Origin of the sequence: Neisseria sp. (assembly GCF_030527965.1) — a bacterium.
Classification (GTDB): Bacteria; Pseudomonadota; Gammaproteobacteria; order Burkholderiales; family Neisseriaceae; genus Neisseria.
In genome coordinates, this window is record NZ_JAUMZU010000001.1 from 154,641 (window position 1) to 170,560 (window position 15,920).

20 protein-coding genes are annotated in these 15,920 nt (G+C 46.3%); 10 read left to right on the forward strand and 10 right to left on the reverse strand.

What is annotated here, in order from left to right; translation table 11 throughout:
* Positions 1–88 precede the first annotated feature (88 nt).
* On the forward strand, positions 89–1,144 hold the full coding sequence (locus Q4A84_RS00740) for a serine endopeptidase (protein ID WP_303087012.1): 1,056 nt from the start codon (positions 89–91) through the stop codon (positions 1,142–1,144).
* A gap of 119 nt (positions 1,145–1,263) precedes the next feature.
* Here the strand turns inward: Q4A84_RS00740 and Q4A84_RS00745 are convergent, their stop codons facing one another.
* From Q4A84_RS00745 to Q4A84_RS00755, 3 genes are all read right to left on the reverse strand, one after another.
* Positions 1,264–1,503: an ureidoglycolate lyase gene (locus Q4A84_RS00745; protein ID WP_303087013.1), complete on the reverse strand. Its 240-nt coding sequence runs from the start codon at positions 1,501–1,503 to the stop codon at positions 1,264–1,266.
* Positions 1,504–1,514: 11 nt separating this feature from the next.
* Positions 1,515–2,603, reverse strand: coding sequence for a tRNA (uridine(54)-C5)-methyltransferase TrmA (gene trmA / locus Q4A84_RS00750; RefSeq protein WP_303087014.1), 1,089 nt, complete (start codon positions 2,601–2,603; stop codon positions 1,515–1,517).
* A 141-nt stretch (positions 2,604–2,744) separates the two neighbouring features.
* Entirely contained in the window at positions 2,745–3,089 is a 345-nt protein-coding gene (locus Q4A84_RS00755) for a helix-turn-helix domain-containing protein (RefSeq protein WP_303087015.1), read from the reverse strand.
* Between the two features lie 169 nt (positions 3,090–3,258).
* Between Q4A84_RS00755 and Q4A84_RS00760 the strand changes: the two genes are divergently transcribed.
* On the forward strand, positions 3,259–3,492 hold the full coding sequence (locus Q4A84_RS00760) for a DUF896 domain-containing protein (RefSeq protein WP_303087016.1): 234 nt from the start codon (positions 3,259–3,261) through the stop codon (positions 3,490–3,492).
* Between the two features lie 38 nt (positions 3,493–3,530).
* A complete protein-coding gene (locus tag Q4A84_RS00765; RefSeq protein WP_303087017.1) occupies positions 3,531–4,403 on the forward strand; it encodes a pirin family protein in 873 nt (290 codons plus the stop codon).
* 136 nt (positions 4,404–4,539) lie between these two features.
* On the opposite strand, the gene Q4A84_RS00770 is transcribed toward Q4A84_RS00765, so the two are convergent.
* The 3 genes from Q4A84_RS00770 to ttcA form a co-directional block, all read right to left on the reverse strand.
* Positions 4,540–5,031: a DUF456 domain-containing protein gene (locus Q4A84_RS00770; protein ID WP_303087018.1), complete on the reverse strand. Its 492-nt coding sequence runs from the start codon at positions 5,029–5,031 to the stop codon at positions 4,540–4,542.
* A 63-nt stretch (positions 5,032–5,094) separates the two neighbouring features.
* Positions 5,095–5,727, reverse strand: coding sequence for an RDD family protein (locus Q4A84_RS00775; RefSeq protein ID WP_303087019.1), 633 nt, complete (start codon positions 5,725–5,727; stop codon positions 5,095–5,097).
* Between the two features lie 25 nt (positions 5,728–5,752).
* Positions 5,753–6,694: a tRNA 2-thiocytidine(32) synthetase TtcA gene (gene ttcA / locus Q4A84_RS00780; RefSeq protein WP_303087020.1), complete on the reverse strand. Its 942-nt coding sequence runs from the start codon at positions 6,692–6,694 to the stop codon at positions 5,753–5,755.
* A gap of 230 nt (positions 6,695–6,924) precedes the next feature.
* Here ttcA and Q4A84_RS00785 point away from each other — a divergent pair, with 230 nt between their 5' ends.
* Entirely contained in the window at positions 6,925–7,245 is a 321-nt protein-coding gene (locus Q4A84_RS00785) for a hypothetical protein (RefSeq protein WP_303087021.1), read from the forward strand.
* Between the two features lie 62 nt (positions 7,246–7,307).
* Here Q4A84_RS00785 and Q4A84_RS00790 read toward each other — a convergent pair whose 3' ends face one another.
* A complete protein-coding gene (locus Q4A84_RS00790) occupies positions 7,308–9,224 on the reverse strand; it encodes an ATP-binding cassette domain-containing protein (RefSeq protein WP_303087022.1) in 1,917 nt (638 codons plus the stop codon).
* Positions 9,225–9,389: 165 nt separating this feature from the next.
* Between Q4A84_RS00790 and ruvB the strand changes: the two genes are divergently transcribed.
* Entirely contained in the window at positions 9,390–10,424 is a 1,035-nt protein-coding gene (gene ruvB, locus Q4A84_RS00795) for a Holliday junction branch migration DNA helicase RuvB (protein WP_303087023.1), read from the forward strand.
* Positions 10,425–10,546: 122 nt separating this feature from the next.
* Here ruvB and Q4A84_RS00800 read toward each other — a convergent pair whose 3' ends face one another.
* The 3 genes from Q4A84_RS00800 to Q4A84_RS00810 all read right to left on the reverse strand — a co-directional run bounded on the left by Q4A84_RS00800 (position 10,547) and on the right by Q4A84_RS00810 (position 12,631).
* On the reverse strand, positions 10,547–11,392 hold the full coding sequence (locus tag Q4A84_RS00800) for a 23S rRNA (adenine(2030)-N(6))-methyltransferase RlmJ (protein ID WP_303087024.1): 846 nt from the start codon (positions 11,390–11,392) through the stop codon (positions 10,547–10,549).
* Between the two features lie 104 nt (positions 11,393–11,496).
* On the reverse strand, positions 11,497–12,288 hold the full coding sequence (locus Q4A84_RS00805) for a basic amino acid ABC transporter substrate-binding protein (protein WP_303087025.1): 792 nt from the start codon (positions 12,286–12,288) through the stop codon (positions 11,497–11,499).
* Between the two features lie 91 nt (positions 12,289–12,379).
* Entirely contained in the window at positions 12,380–12,631 is a 252-nt protein-coding gene (locus Q4A84_RS00810; RefSeq protein ID WP_303087026.1) for a hypothetical protein, read from the reverse strand.
* Between the two features lie 76 nt (positions 12,632–12,707).
* Between Q4A84_RS00810 and Q4A84_RS00815 the strand changes: the two genes are divergently transcribed.
* From Q4A84_RS00815 to Q4A84_RS00835, 5 genes are all read left to right on the forward strand, one after another.
* Positions 12,708–13,451: a hypothetical protein gene (locus Q4A84_RS00815; protein ID WP_303087027.1), complete on the forward strand. Its 744-nt coding sequence runs from the start codon at positions 12,708–12,710 to the stop codon at positions 13,449–13,451.
* A 23-nt stretch (positions 13,452–13,474) separates the two neighbouring features.
* Positions 13,475–13,972 (forward strand): DUF3465 domain-containing protein, encoded by a 498-nt coding sequence (locus Q4A84_RS00820; protein ID WP_303087028.1) that lies wholly within the window; start codon positions 13,475–13,477, stop codon positions 13,970–13,972.
* Positions 13,973–14,303: 331 nt separating this feature from the next.
* Positions 14,304–14,528 (forward strand): hypothetical protein, encoded by a 225-nt coding sequence (locus Q4A84_RS00825; protein WP_303087029.1) that lies wholly within the window; start codon positions 14,304–14,306, stop codon positions 14,526–14,528.
* A gap of 50 nt (positions 14,529–14,578) precedes the next feature.
* Positions 14,579–15,556 (forward strand): HlyD family secretion protein, encoded by a 978-nt coding sequence (locus tag Q4A84_RS00830; RefSeq protein ID WP_303087030.1) that lies wholly within the window; start codon positions 14,579–14,581, stop codon positions 15,554–15,556.
* Positions 15,557–15,659: 103 nt separating this feature from the next.
* Positions 15,660–15,908, forward strand: a complete 249-nt coding sequence (locus Q4A84_RS00835) for a hypothetical protein (protein WP_303087031.1) — start codon at positions 15,660–15,662, stop codon at positions 15,906–15,908.
* Positions 15,909–15,920 lie beyond the last annotated feature (12 nt).

Sequence of the window (15,920 nt, forward strand, 5' to 3'; positions counted from 1 at the left end):
AATCATCAAATGCAATGAATTAAATTATTCTGCTAGATGAATCGCGTTATACTTATATTAATATTCAACAAACACAGAGGGTTAAACAATGAAACAGGCTAAATCCATTGGCAATCGGCTTCCTGAGCAATGGTTTCGGCGCGGTTTGTGGCTGATTGCTTTTATTTTCGCCTCGTTCCTTATCGGTTTGGGCGGGAAAATCATCGGCGATCTACCCACCGTTAGCGAGCCTTTAGATATTGAATACTATATGAGCGGCAAGGGAGCCGATCCTTTATTGAAAGAGCGCGACCGCCTTGAAAATGAAGAAAACCGCTTATCCGAAGCGCTGGAGCAAGCCTCTCTCGCTTTGGGGAAACAGAAAAATCAGACAGAAACCGAGCAAACAGGCCTGAACAATTGGCTGGCGGCCCGTTCGGCTACTGAGCAATCCGAGCAAAACCCCGAAGTTATCGCCCGCACACGTAAAATAGATGGTCTCAAAGCCAAAGAGCAGGAATTGCAACGGCGTTTAGACGCGCTTAAGCAGAATCAGTTGGACAACACGCAAAAAATCAATCAGAACAACCTCAAAATCGAAGCCATTCGATCTGAAGCGGAAAAGGTTAAAGAAGCTGACGATCGCCGCATCGAATTGAAGGTTTTCAGTTATCGGCTGGCTATAACCCTTCCTTTGCTATTGATAGGAGCTTATCTATTTGCCAAAAAACGCCACTCAAAATGGTGGCCGTTTGTTTGGGGATTCATTTATTTCGCTTTATTTGCCTTTTTCGTCGAACTCGTACCATATTTGCCGAGCTACGGCGGTTATGTGCGCTATGCAGTAGGCATTGTGGTGACGGCTTTGGTTGGCCGCTATGCTATTGGTGCAATGAACCGTTATTTGGAGCGCAAACAAAACGAAGAAACCTTGCCTGTTGATGAGCGCCAACATCAATTGGATTACGACCGTGCTCAACAGTGCTTGGCGAAAGGCATCTGCCCCGGCTGCGAAAGGCCTTTGGATTTTCAACAGCCCGATCTGGATTACTGCCCCCATTGCAGCATCAACCTGTTTAACCGTTGCGGTTGTTGCGAAACTCGCAAAAGTGCATTTAACCGTTATTGTTTCCATTGCGGTGCAGCAGCAAGCAGCAGCAAATAGTTTTTAACACATAATAAACAGGCTATCCGAGAACATTTGTTTTTCGAATAGCCTGTTTTAACGGCTTTTATTCAAGGGTAGGTTGCTACACACGGTTCAGATTACCCACGCTTTACTATTCATCGATATTCTCCCGTTACCACCCAAGAGCGGGCTAATGCCACTTCATCGCAATTATTGCCCGCTCCTATGCGGTCTACCACGATAAAATCCCCGCTATTGCCTATTTCGCTATGGGTGAGCAAAGGGTGGTGCCAAGTTCCGGCGTGATAATTCACGCCTTGGCCGTGTTCCGCATAAAATGCCCGCATCTGAGTTTCGTCCGGCTTGTCGTTTGCTCCATTAGGCGCAACTACCAATCGATTAAAACCTATCGTTTTTTCAATAACATTCCGCTTTCGATATGATTGGTAAATGGAAATTGGTCGAATAAAGCGAAGCGGGCAATTTGATGAGTTTTTTGTAATTTTAGAAGATTTTGGTGCAGGGTTGCAGGGTTGCAAGATATGTAGATGATATTGTCGAAGCTTGCCACCAAATCAAGCGTTTTGTTGTCAACGCCTGCACGCGGCGGATCGATAAAAATGGTGGAAAAGCGATAGTTTTTCAGTTCAATGCTTTGCTCTTTCAAGCGGCGGAATTCGCGGCTGCCTCGATAGGCTTCGGTAAATTCTTCGGCGGATAAACGGATGATGTCTATATTGTTGCGTTGATTGGCCTGAATATTCCATTGGGCGGCATTTACAGAGGTTTTGGAAACTTCGGTAGCGAGTACGCGATGAAAATGATGGGATAAGGGCAGGGTGAAGTTGCCGTTGCCGCAATAAAGTTCCAGTAAATCGCCGTCCAAACCTTGCGCGGCGCTGCACGCCCATTCCAGCATTTTGCCGCATACAACGGCATTGGGCTGGGTAAAACTGCCTTCAATCTGCCGATAGACAAAGGTTTGCTGGCCGATAATGAGCCTTTCGGTAACGAAGTCTTGAGTTAACACGATTTTCTGACCACGGCTGCGGCCAATGATGAAAATGCCTAATTTTTGCTGCAAGGATTCGGCGGCCGAGCGCCATGATTCGTCCAGTTTTTTATGATAAATCAAGCTGACCAGCATATCTCCGCTTAGCGTGTTGAGGAATTCGCATTGGTAGAGCCGGTTTTTCAATACCGGCTCGGCTTGAATTTGCTGCAGCAGGAGCGGCATCAAGTCGTTTATCGGCCGGGCAGCCGGCGGGAAATTTTCAAGCTTGATTAAAGAGGCCGTACCGGCTTTTTTCCCCGGTTCGAACATGGCATAGCAAAGCTGCTCACCTTCATGCCATATGCGAAATTCGGCGCGCATTCTGTAATGTTTTTCCGGAGAAGGCAGTATTTCCAGCTCGGGCGGGTTTAAATCGGCAAAGAGATTTTTCAGATAGGCAACTTTTTCAGCCAGTTGGGCGGAATAGTTGGGTGAAGGCATGACGGATTCCTTAGTTTATGTATAGGAAATAAAGTTATTCTCGAATGGGCGTGGAGGTGCTGTATTTACAGTCTCTCCATTTTACTCGATTCCCAAGGCTTTGATGCCTGTCTGAAATTTCAGGCAGGCATATTTTATTGTTTATTTTTTGTGCTGTCGGCATTCATCTGCATATTGGACACCCCAGCTGTGCATCGCTTCGATAACCGGTATCAGCGTACGGCCAAATTCGGTAAGCGAATATTCTACTTTGGGCGGCACTTGCGGATAAACTTCGCGGTGCACGATGCCGTCACTTTCCAGCTCGCGCAGTTGCAAGGTCAGCATGCGCTGGGTAACGGCAGGCATCAATCGTTGCAATTCATTAAAGCGGCAGGTATGGCCGTTTAAATGATAAAGAATCAAGACCTTCCATTTACCACCGATGATGCCTAGCGTGGTGCTGACGGGGCAACAGGCACTGTATTCGTTGCTCGAAATTTCCATACCAATGTTCTCACGGTTACAGTATAAAAAATGTGCGTACTTGTATAAAGATTTGTACTGCGTATAATACACCTAAACGAATCAAAAGCCCATTGAAAATTCCAAAAAGTTAATCATTTAGGCGGTTTGGAATCATTCAGACAGGCATTAGGCAAGAAAGGAGCGCATTATGCGTATCGCAGAATTAGACCGAATCAACGAGCTGGCCCGAAAAGCAAAAAACGAGGCTTTAAGCGAGGAGGAGCAAACAGAACGCGCCGCCCTGCGCCGGGCTTATTTGAGCCAAATACGCGGGCAGTTGGAGCATATGTTATCAGCCGTTACAGTTATTGATAGCGAGGGTAACGATGTTACTCCCGCCAAACTCAGGGCTGCTCAAGCATCGGGTATGAAAAAACATTAATGATTATTGGAAACACAACATATCGAAAGGATTTGAAAATGAGAAAAATACGCCAAATTTATCGTGCCAACAGCCAACATTGGGTAGGCGACGGCTTTCTGGTGCAACCTTTGTTTTCCCACATGGGAGAAGACCGCGGCACCGACCCTTTCCTGATGCTGGATTATGCGGCTCCTCGCGAATTCGAGCCGGGCAGAACGACCAGCCCGCGCGGCGTCGGCCAACATCCGCATAAAGGTTTTGAAACCGTTACCATCGCCTATCAAGGCGAGGTGGCACATCGCGATTCCAGCGGCGGCGGCGGTGTTATCCGCGAAGGCGATGTGCAATGGATGACGGCCGGCTCCGGCATCATTCATGAAGAGTTTCATTCCGAAGCATTCGGATTGCGCGGCGGCGTGTTTGAAATGGTGCAACTTTGGGTTAATCTGCCTGCAAAAGATAAAAATGCCTCGCCGCGTTACCAGCATTTGGCTCAAGAAAATATTCCTGTGGTGTCGTTGCCAGATAATGCCGGTCATGCGCGCTTGATTGCAGGAGAATATGAAGGCGTGAAAGGGGCGGCGGAAACCTTTACCGAGATGAATGTATGGGATATGGTGATTGAAGCGGGAAAAGAAGCGCGTATCCGCGTGCCGGAAAGCCATAATCTTTCGATGGTGGTATTGCGCGGCAATGCAACCTTCAACGGTAGCGATAAAGCCGCAGCGGGTCAGTTGGTGAGCTTTGAAAATGCCGGTGGGGAAGTGCGGATTGAAGCAGGAGAAGAAACGCTTAAAATCCTGCTGCTATCAGGCGTACCCATTGATGAGCCGATAGCGGGGTATGGCCCGTTTGTGATGAATACCACTGAAGAAATCCGCCAAGCCGTACAGGATTTCAATAGCGGTAAATTCGGCCGCATTAACTAGCCTTATAAAAAGCAACCGATAATCAGCGCTCTTCTGGCTGATTATCGGCTTTATTCATTTGCCTGTCTGAAAATAAGATTTTTATTTTTTCAGACAGGCATTGATTATCTGAAAGGTTGTTATTGAGGTGCCTAAATCAATTAAACAAGCTGATGATCCACATCACCGCCAAAGTAATCACAATCGCCGCCGCGCAGCCCACTTTGGCAACCACACCGAGGATAAAGCCAATAAAAGTGCCTATGCTGACCTTGCCCGCGGAGCGTATGTTTTTGCGGGCAATGATTTCCCCAGTCGCCGCACCGACTACTGGACCAAGCAACAAACCCGGAATGCTGAAAAAAGCACCGACGATACCGCCGATAAACGAGCCCCATATGGCTTCTTTACTCGCTCCAGTAAATTTGGCGCCGAGCATGCCAGCGATATAATCGGTAGCCGTGCCGGCAGCGGCAAAAATGCCGAGCGTGATTAATGTGCCGCTGCCGATAATCTGATAATCACCGGCATAAGCCAGCAGCCACGCGCCGCCGAACATTAAACCAAGCCCCGGAATGGCGGGATAAATGGTACCGAGTAAACCGATAACCAAGCAGATTAAACCGGCAAGAATAAGGATGATGGTCATATTTTTCCTAATGATGAGGGAGAAATGCCTGTCTAAAAACAATTTTCAGGCAGGCATTGAAGGTTAATCCGGAAGTTTGATTACCACGGTATCGGCCAGATAATCTTGTAAAGTCCGGCGATCACGTTTAATGCTGAAAAGCATAATAAAACAAATCAGGTAAGGTAGATTGCTAATGAGATTATTGAGTAACTCTTTTAACGGTTCTGGTGAATCGGGCATCGCCATATTGATGATGAATCCAATTAATGCAGTAACCAGCCCGACCAGAAAGCTAAAGGCAATTTCACGCATCAAGACTGTGCCGACAAAGCCCGCTTCTTCGCCATTGGTCTTAATCACTTTAATTTTAAGCAAGCGCTTACCTAGCGATTGGCCTCGTTTACTCATCATCACAATTTGCCAAATGCCGAAAGCCAAAAAGATGGCAACGCATAGTAAAAACGCCGGATGGGAGAAAACGCCACTCGGCATAGCAGTAGTAGATAATGCCGTTTCAAGATTGCTTGCATCACCGTTTTGACGATGAGGCATTTTATAAATAACCAACACAATCAAGGAGATTATCATTGGCACCATAGCTAAGATGAGAAATAAAATATTTAAGATATAAGCAGCAACCCGAGCACCGACGGAAGCGATTTTAACTTCAACCTGTTTGTCGGCAGGGAAAGCAGCATTTGGGAATTCATTCATAACATTTTCCTTTTATAATAGACTATTAACATTTAGGTTTGCTGGCCAGTATATTGATTACCGTTTTAGGCATGCTTATCTTGATTTCATCAGAATCCTCACTATGCCTGTCTGAAAAACTGTGTGGCATGGTTTCGCGGTCGAAAGCCAAATCACCACCATGTTTCAAGACTTGGCCGCGTTCTAAACCGGCAAAGTCGAATAAGCCGGTATCCGCCAGATGCGAGGGAACCACGTTTTGCAGCGCCGAAAACATCGATTCAATGCGGCCGGGAAAGCGTTTGTCCCAATCTTGCAGCATTTCTTTGATGACTTGGCGTTGCAAATTAGGCTGCGAGCCGCACAGATTACACGGAATAATCGGAAACTGCTTCAAATCAGCATAACGCTCCAAATCTTTTTCTTTTACATAAGCCAAAGGGCGGATAACAATGTGTTCGCCATTGTCGCTTACCAGTTTCGGCGGCATCGCTTTCAGCTTGCCGCCGTAAAACATATTAAGGAAGAGCGTTTGCAGAATATCGTCGCGGTGATGGCCGAGCGCGATTTTGGTGCAGCCCAATTCTTTGGCCACGCGATAAAGCACGCCACGGCGCAAACGGCTGCATAACGAGCAGGTGGTTTTGCCTTCTTCAATCACCCGTTTCACCACTGAATAGGTGTCTTCCTCAATGATTTTATAAGGCACGCCGATGCTTTCCAAATATTCGGGCAACACATGCCCGGGAAAACCGGGCTGCTTCTGATCAAGGTTGACCGCTATCAATTCAAACGAAACCGGTGCGCTGGCCTGCAGCTGGCGCAAGATGTCGAGCAGGGCATAGCTGTCTTTGCCTCCAGAGAGGCAGACCATGATTTTATCGCCGTTTTCAATCATATTGAAATCGTTGATGGCATCGCCCACGGCATGGCGCAGTCGTTTGTTTAATTTGTTGTTTTCGAGTTCGTGCTTGGTTTTTTTAGACATTTTTAGACGGATGTGGCAATGGCTGCTTCGGAAAATATGATTATACCCGAATCAAGTCTAGCGCACGGCTTTTTAGATTTTCAGACAGGCATTTATTGCGCAGAACGAACAAACCGATGCCTGCCTGAAACACCCAGCAGATGCCGTTTTAAATGTTCCAATGATATGATAAATAAATTTACAAACTAAATTCTCAAAAATATAAAAATTTGAACAAAATAAGGAGCGAGATGATGCAAAAAGATGAGGCACAAAAATTGAAACAAATTTCAAACAGCTGTAAAGGTTGCTTTTATAAAAAAATGATGACAACAAAAGTATTGTTGGCTTTTTGCTGCGCATGTTTATTCAGTGCATGCAATTACCATACAGAGGACTTGACAATCAACCCTTATGCTACTGGGTCTGCCGGCAAACAGGTTGATCCAAATTGTACGGACAATTATGAGAGACCAGAGGGCGGCGGTTATCTTTCCAGCCAGAGCATCGGATGGAGACACCATGTAGACGATTGCAAGTCAAGAGGCCAAGGGCAAAAATTATCGTATTAGTTGCTTTACTATAAAACATTAACGGGCATATCAACTATGCCCGTTAATTAGGTGAGTTTGGTTTAACTTGCTCCGTTTTGCTTGCTTTCCAACATTTCCCAGCGCTCCAGTTTTTCCAACAGCAACGTTTCGATGGTTTCTGCGCGTGCTTGCAAAGCGCCGGCTTTTTCATAATCTTTGAAAATTTCAGGTTCGGCAAGCTGCGCGTTCAAGCTACTTTGTTCTGCTTCCAATGCTGCGATTTCATCGGGTAGGGCATCTAGCTCGCGTTGCTCTTTATAGGAAAGCTTAACCGTACGGTTGGCTTTGGGTTTGCCTGTTTTATCCGATTCTGCGTCAATCGTTGTGGCTTTCACGGCGGTTGGCGTTTGCGCCGCTGTTTCGCGTGCTTTTGCATCCAAATAATCCTGATAGCCGCCGATGTACTCTTTCAATTTTCCTTCACCTTCAAAAACGATGCTTTGGGTGATAACGTTATCTAAAAACATACGGTCGTGGCTGACCAGAAATACCGTGCCGCTATAATCGCGCAGCAATTCTTCCAGCAATTCCTGCGTCTCGATATCCAAATCGTTGGTCGGTTCGTCCAGCACCAAAATATTGGCGGGGCGTGTAAATAATTTAGCCAACAACAGGCGGTTGCGCTCGCCACCAGAAAGTGAGGAAACAGGGCTTTGCGCACGAGCGGGGTGAAACAGGAAATCTTCCAGATAACCCATCACATGCCGTTTTTTACCGCCGATTTCCACATAATCGTTGCCTTGGCCCAGCGTGTAAAACACCGTGTCATTTTCGTTGAGCGCGCTGCGGAATTGGTCGAAATAGGCCACTTCCTGCTTGCTGCCGATACGGATGCGGCCGTAGGTGGGCTGTAATTCGCCCAGAATCAATTTGAGGAAAGTGGTTTTGCCGATGCCGTTCGGGCCGATAAGACCGATTTTATCGCCGCGTTGAATAACGGTGGAAAAAGGGTGCATGATTACTTTATCGCCGTAGCTAAAACCGGCATGTTCCAATTCCGCTACGATTTTGCCGCTTTTCTCGCCGCTGTCGAGCTTAAAATTGACCTGCCCTTGTCTTTCCCGACGCTCTGATCGAGCGCGCCTTAATGCTTCCAAGCGGCGTACTCGTCCTTCGTTTCGAGTACGTCGCGCTTCAATGCCTTTGCGTATCCACGCTTCTTCTTGTGCGTGAAATTTGTCGAATAAGCGGTTATGCTCCGCCTCCACCATCAGCTCTTGCGCTTTTTTCTCGCTGTATTTGCTGAAACTGCCTTCGTAAGAGCGCAATACGCCGCGATCCAATTCCACGATTCTGCCGGCGATATTATCTAAGAAACGGCGGTCGTGCGTAATAACGACCATACTGCCGCTAAATTGCTGCAATAGGTTTTCCAGCCAGATAATCGCGTCGATATCAAGGTGGTTAGTGGGCTCGTCGAGCAATAGGATATCGGGCTTTTGCACCCACGCCTGCGCTAAGGCCACCCGTTTTTTTTGCCCACCGGAAAGATTACCGATTTTTTCATTTTCAGGCAGGCCAAGTTCGCCGATAGCCTGCCGGATAGCTGCATCAAACTGCCAACCGTCAAGAGCTTCCAACTCGGTTTGCAGGACATTCAACGTTTTGAGCAATTCGTCTGACGATTCGCTCTCCAGGCGCAAGCTGGTTTGATGATAACGCCCGAGCAGTTCGCGCAAAGCACCCAAACCTTCGGCAACCGTATCAAATACGGTTGCCTCGTTATCAAAAAAATGCTCCTGAGGCACATAAACGGTTTTTAAGCCGTTTTGCACAATCAAACGGCCATCGTCAGGCTTTTGCACGCCGGCCAAAATTTTCAATAGAGAAGACTTACCCGCGCCGTTGCGTCCGATCAAACCGATTTTTTCTCCTGCATCAAGCTGGAAAGACGCATCGGCCAACAGAGCGACATGGCCGACAGCGAAAGAACAATTTTCTAATTGCAGGATATTCATGATGTTTATGCTATAAGATTGAGGGAGGGCGCTATTTTAACTGATTTTAGACGGCATCTACGAATAAGCCGCAGCAACGCTTCATCAAACCAAAAAAAGCTTTCAGACAGGCATAGCTGATTTTCGGGTATCATTAAGGCCTGAATCCGAACCGACATACACATTATGCTGCAAACCGATAACCTTACCGCCGCTCGCAACGAGCGCGTGATCACTCCGAAACCGCTTTCTGCTCAGGAAGAGCAGCTTGAGCGCGCACTGCGCCCGAAAGCATTGGCCGATTACATCGGGCAGGCCAAAGCGAAAGAACAATTGGAAATTTTTATTCAAGCCGCCAAAAAACGGGGCGAGGCGCTTGACCATACTTTATTGTTCGGCCCGCCGGGGCTGGGCAAAACCACATTGGCCCACATCATTGCGCGGGAATTAGGCGTGAATCTGCGGCAAACCAGCGGCCCTGTTTTAGAGCGGGCCGGCGATTTGGCCGCATTGCTGACCAATCTTGAGCCGCACGATGTTTTGTTTATCGATGAAATTCATCGTCTTAGTCCGGTAGTGGAAGAAATTCTTTATCCTGCGCTCGAAGACTATCAACTTGACATTATGATTGGTGAAGGGCCGGCAGCCCGTTCCGTAAAAATCGATTTGCCGCCGTTTACACTTGTTGGCGCCACCACTCGCGCCGGTATGTTGACCAACCCGCTGCGCGATCGTTTCGGCATTGTTTCACGCTTGGAGTTTTACCGTAATGAGGATTTAGCAATCATTGTCGGTCGCTCCGCCGCATTGCTGCAACTGGATATCGATGATACCGGCTCAATGGAAATCGCACGCCGCAGCCGCGGCACGCCCCGCATCGCCAACCGATTATTGCGCCGCGTACGCGATTACGCCGAAGTCAAAAGCAGCGGTAAAATTACTGCCGATATCGCCGACGCTGCGTTGAGTATGCTTGATGTGGATGCGGAAGGGCTGGATGTGATGGACCGGAAATTTCTCGACGCCATTCTGCACAAATTCAGCGGCGGCCCGGTCGGCTTGGAAAACGTGGCTGCTGCCATCGGAGAAAGTACGGATACTATTGAAGATGTGATTGAACCTTACTTAATCCAGCAAGGTTTTCTGCAGCGCACCCCGCGCGGCCGCATGGCTACCGAACGAAGTTATCAACATTTCGGTTTGAAATTTGAAAGAGGGTAGAGGGCTGAGAAATATAAGATGCCTGTCTGAAAATATTCAGGCAGGCACTTTTATGTTAACAATAATAAAATAATAGGTATGATTTTGATAGTGCCCAATAAAGTTTCGAGAAAACATTGATTTCAGGCAATCTGATAATCCAGTTCAAACCGCGCGCCTTCGTCTTGTTGCAAAAGGGATTTTAAAGTTGGCAAGCTGGCGGCAAGCTGCTGAGTAAGCAGATAGGGCGGATTGATGATAAACATACCGCTGCCGTGCATGCCAAAACCATCGGCACGCGGATGGTGCACGTGTAATTCCGCACATAGGTAATTTTCAGGTGAAAGCTTTTTCAGAGCAACGGGAAGCTTGCGACTTTCTTCTCGTGATAGGCAGGGATACCAAACTAAATAACAACCTTCGGCAAAGCGTTTTTTCGCATTTTTCAAGGTTTCTACCACACGTTCATAATCCTGCTTTTCTTCATAGGGCGGGTCAATCAATACCACAGCACGTCGGGTAGGGGGTGGCAGCAGGGCAATCAGGCCTTGATAACCGTTTTCTTGCTTAGCAATACAACGTTTGCTGATTTTCCATTCGGCAACATGGTTCTGTAAAAATGCGAAATCCGCCGGATGCAGCTCGAATAAACGCATTTTATCTTCCGATCGTAAAACTTGAGCAGCCAGAAAAGGGGAACCGCAATAGCTGTTTTCATCAGGTAAGATTTTTTTCAGACAGGCTTTGAATGAAGTTAATGCCTCCGGTAAAGCTTCCGCTTTACGCAGCAGCGCAATCCCTTGTTTATATTCCCCCACTTTCTGAGCTTGTTCCGAATCCAGCTTATACAAACCGGCGCCGCTATGAGTGTCGATATACCAATAAGGTTTATCTTTGCGGTTAAAATATTCCAAAACCAGCCAAAGCGTAAAGTGTTTGAGCAAATCGGCATGGTTGCCGGCATGAAAGGCATGGCGATAACTGAGCATGTAGAAAACACCAGAAGATGATTAATGCCTGTCTGAAAACGGCAAAGTGCATTAGCTAAGGCGTTTTCAGACAGGCATGACAGATTGAAATTAATTATGAAAGCTTATTTGGCAAAATATTTGCTTTCGATTTTTTCATATTCTCCGTTTTCACGTACTTTTTTCAATGCCGCATTTAACATGTCTAATGTAGCATTGTCGCCTTGGCGTACGGCAAAACCATAATTTTCCACAGTAAAATCAGGCGCTTCAACTACGGTAAAACCTTTACCCGGATTGTTTTTCAAGTAATTGCCGACGACGGCACTGTCGGTTACCACCGCATCCAAGCCGCCGCTTTCCATTTCTTTGATAACCAAGGGCAGAGTATCGAAACGGGCAATTTTACTGCTGCCGTTGCCCAACATTTTGGTAATGGCAAAATCACCGGTTTGTCCGGTAACCACGCCCACTTTGTTGGCATTTTTCAGATCCGCCACATTTTTAATGTTTTTGCCGCTCGGTACCAGAATCACTTGGGTAATCTTGTAATAAGGATCGGTAAACGACATGGTTTGTTTGCGTTCGTCGGTAATGGTGATGGCAGAAGCAAGAATATCAACATCACCGTTGCCTAAAGCAGCAAACAAGCTATCCCAAGGCTGATGTTTGTATTCGACTTTAAAATTACCTGCAGCAGCCATTGCATTCATCAGATCTACGTCGAAACCTTCCACATGATTATTGTTATCCAATGATTCGAACGGAGCAAATTCAGCATTCATGGCCACACGATAAACCTTATCGCTGCCGGCAGCAGAAGCTTGGCCGCCATGTTCTTTATCTTGCCCGCCGCAACCGCTCAATACCAGTGCCGAACAAACGCAAACTGCACCCAGCCATTTTCTCATACTCATAATGGTAATCCTGTTTCAATAGATAAATTATTTTATCATGACTTTACACAATACGGCATTATTTCAGATAGGCATTGTCTTTGAAATAAGCTCACATCTCTTTTTCTCTGAAAAAAGCATAAGTTACATCGTGAAACAAATCAATATGCGGGCTATTTTCATAGCTCAATTCCGCTAACACATCTTCAAACGCCAATTGAATAGATTCAACCGCATCCTGCGCCATATCAGCGGGCAGGGCGCGGATAAGGCCTTTTAATGCAGTGGCCAGCACTCGATTTTGCATGCGCAACACCTCACCGGCTTCTTCCAAAAACTCAACCCTCTGATCCAAGCTACTCATCATCTTCCTTCGGATAATCTGATAAAATGAAGCCCTGATTATAAGTCTTCAAACGCCAACAAAGAAAGCAAAAAGAATGACCAACAAACGATTCAGCTCGACACATCATAACTTGCCGCAAAACCAGCAAGAAGAATGGGAACGCAAACTCGAACAATTGCGACGCCGCAATAATGCGCCCGCATCTGCCGGCACCAATCAAATCAGCAACGCCATCCGCCCGCAGGCAGCCATACGTAACATCGCACAAACCGAAGCCCGTGAACGTGCCTTGGATCAATATTTGCGCGAATGGCAAGAAGAAATCAACGCAGACTTTACCGCCGACAAACCGGTTGAAGACACTTCCGTTTTATTGCAAGAAGACTGGATTGCCGCCCAAGCTGCTTTACAAGGGGAAGTGGAAGAGGATGCCGTCGAAAGCACGCATACGGTTTGGCTGAACCCCAAGCGTTCAAATAAAACAGAACCTGTTGTCGAACAAAAAGAATTTTTCGACAAAGACACACCGCCGATTCCCAATGAAAACATACCCGTCAGCATCAACGTTATTAATCCAAAAATCGCCCCGAATCAGCCGGTTACCTGCCTGTCTGAAAAAGAGTTGCTGGATCGCCTGACCGCTAAACTACTACCGCACTTAACCGATGCCGTTTCCGGAATGATACGAACTGCCGTACAAAAACAAACTGCCGTATTAACTTACCAAATTCAAGAAACACTAGCCAAAGAAGCGCCCGGTTTGGTCAAAGAAGTACTTGAACACAATTTAGTTAGTGTCATGAAAGACATTCGCTACGATTTAAAATACAAACGTTAATGCCTGCCTGAAAAGCAAAATACATGAATAAAAATAAACTGATCATTCTTATAGTAGCCATCATCACCGCATTCGGCTGGCAATACTCGGATAAATTAATCAAACAATCCAAAAATCATGAAACCATTACCGCGTCTTCTGATGCCACCGACAATTCACAGATAGATGATGATACAAAAACAGCCGCTTTCGAACAAAAATTAAAGGAGGCTCATCAAAACAATCAGAGCAATCTGCAAATCGAAGGCAAAGGCATAGTGAGTAAAGTTCTGCTGGATGATAACAAAGGCTCTCGCCACCAGCGTTTTATCATTAGGTTAAATAATGGCCAAACCATCTTAATTGCGCACAATATCGATTTGGCACAAAAAATTAAAAACTTGCGAAAAGGCGACACAGTTAAGTTTTACGGCGAGTATGAATGGAGCAAACAAGGTGGTGTCATTCATTGGACTCATAAAGACCCGTCACAAAAGCACACAGACGGCTGGCTAGAGCATCAAGGGCAAATTTATCAATAAAGTATTATAAGGATAAAAATTGGTTGATGTATATTTAACTTGCAAATTATTTAACATAATAGTGATTATGCGAAATTAAAATGATTACTATTGTAGTAAAAAAGGCGGTATCAGTAAAACATCTAACACTGCCAACCTAGGCGCCCGCCTCGCCAATATGGGTTATGTTGTATTGTTAGTGGAGCTAATGTCACATAATCCTTTATTATATTTAATAAAACAATGATATTTTAAGACTTTGTTGGCAGTCATTTTAGTTTTATTACTTGCATTTTCTATTTTTTTTAACTAAACTGGATATATGTCCAATATATAAATTATATAAATCATTATGTTATGTCTCAAACTACTCACAACCAATTTATTGAAGCTGGATCAGAGCATAGTGGCTCAAGCGTTGATGTCGCAATATTTCATGTATCTGATGAGAGGTGTAATGGTGCCGATGGTTATTGGCTTGCGTGTAATTGAAGTGGGCATCGCGCCCGAAGCGTATCGAATGGGCGATTCATGCTTTGTTTGGCAAACATTACGAAACGCCGGAATCGAAAAATAAAGAAATGGCCGTTCTTGGCTAATTGATGATAAATCTCCACGGAGTATCCCATGAAAAAAAACTGGTTCGTTGTTCCGGCTGTCATTGCCGCTTTGGCAGCAGCTGGCTGGTATGTGTATCAAAAGCAGAATGCAAGCGCCCTGCCCGCTGGTTTTACTCAATCAAACGGGCGATTAGAATTGGAGCGTTTCGACGTAGCCAGTTTGTATCCCGGGCGGATCAAAACGATGCGGGTGGATGAAGGCAGCCGAGTAAAAGAAGGCGATATTTTGGCCGAGCTTTCCTCCGAAACCAGCAATAGCCGCGTTGAAGCGGCCAAAGCGCAAAAACAACGTGCTCAAGAAGGTTCTGCCCGCGCCGATGCGGAAATCAAGGCTTACGAGCAGCGGTTGAAAGTGGCGCAGCTGGACTTGGATAATGCGCAGAAATTGCGAAGCGACGAATTGGTGTCGGACAGTGAAGTGAAAAAACGCCGTGCCGAACGCGATAGCGCCGCGGCTGCCTTGCAATCGGCTCGTGCCGCACGGTCGGAATCGCTAGCCTCGGTCAAAGCGGCGCAGGCGCAGATTGATGAGGCTTCTTCCGCCAACGACGATATGGTTATCCGCAGCCCGAAAACCGGAATGGTTGAATACAAAATCGCCGAAGTTGGCAATGTCATCGCCTCGGGAGGCAAAGTGGTAAGCCTACTTGATCCGTCAGACGCATCCATGAATATTTTCTTGCCCAACGGTGATATGAGCCGTTTGAAAGTGGGCGATGAGGCGCGCATCGTTTTAGACGGAATCCAAGCCGTGTTTCCTGCGGTGATTTCGTTTATTGCAACCGATGCCCAGTTCACGCCCAAAAGCGTGGAAACGCGGAACGAGCGTGAAAAGTTGATGTTTAAAGTGAAATTGAAAGTGCCGATGGAAACAGCTTTGAAATACCAAGGCTTGCTCAAAGGCGGCATGACCGGCAACGGCTATGTGCGCACCGATACCAAAGCGCAATGGCCTTCCAATTTGACTGTTAAATTGCCGGATTAGTATTAGCGTATGAAAATGATGGCTTTCAGATATACATTTGAATGTGATATTCCTAAATGTCTAACCCCTGGCAGCATGCTTGTCTGAACAAAAAGGAAACCCAATGAGAAAAACTTTGATCACCGAAGCCCTTACCCAAGCACCTGCGGCAGACGTATGGCGGATTTTGATTGATTTTGCTAGCTGCCCTCAACTGCAAGTATTATGCAGTAGATTACCCGATGGTCAAACTAATGGCTTACTGGTCAATTTATTTGCACTCTCATTTGAAAATGACACGTTAGCCAGGTTTAAGCAAACGAACGAAGCGTTGAAACTGAGGGCGGAACGGGTCGACCTGATACCTGCTTAAAAAATAGAGCAA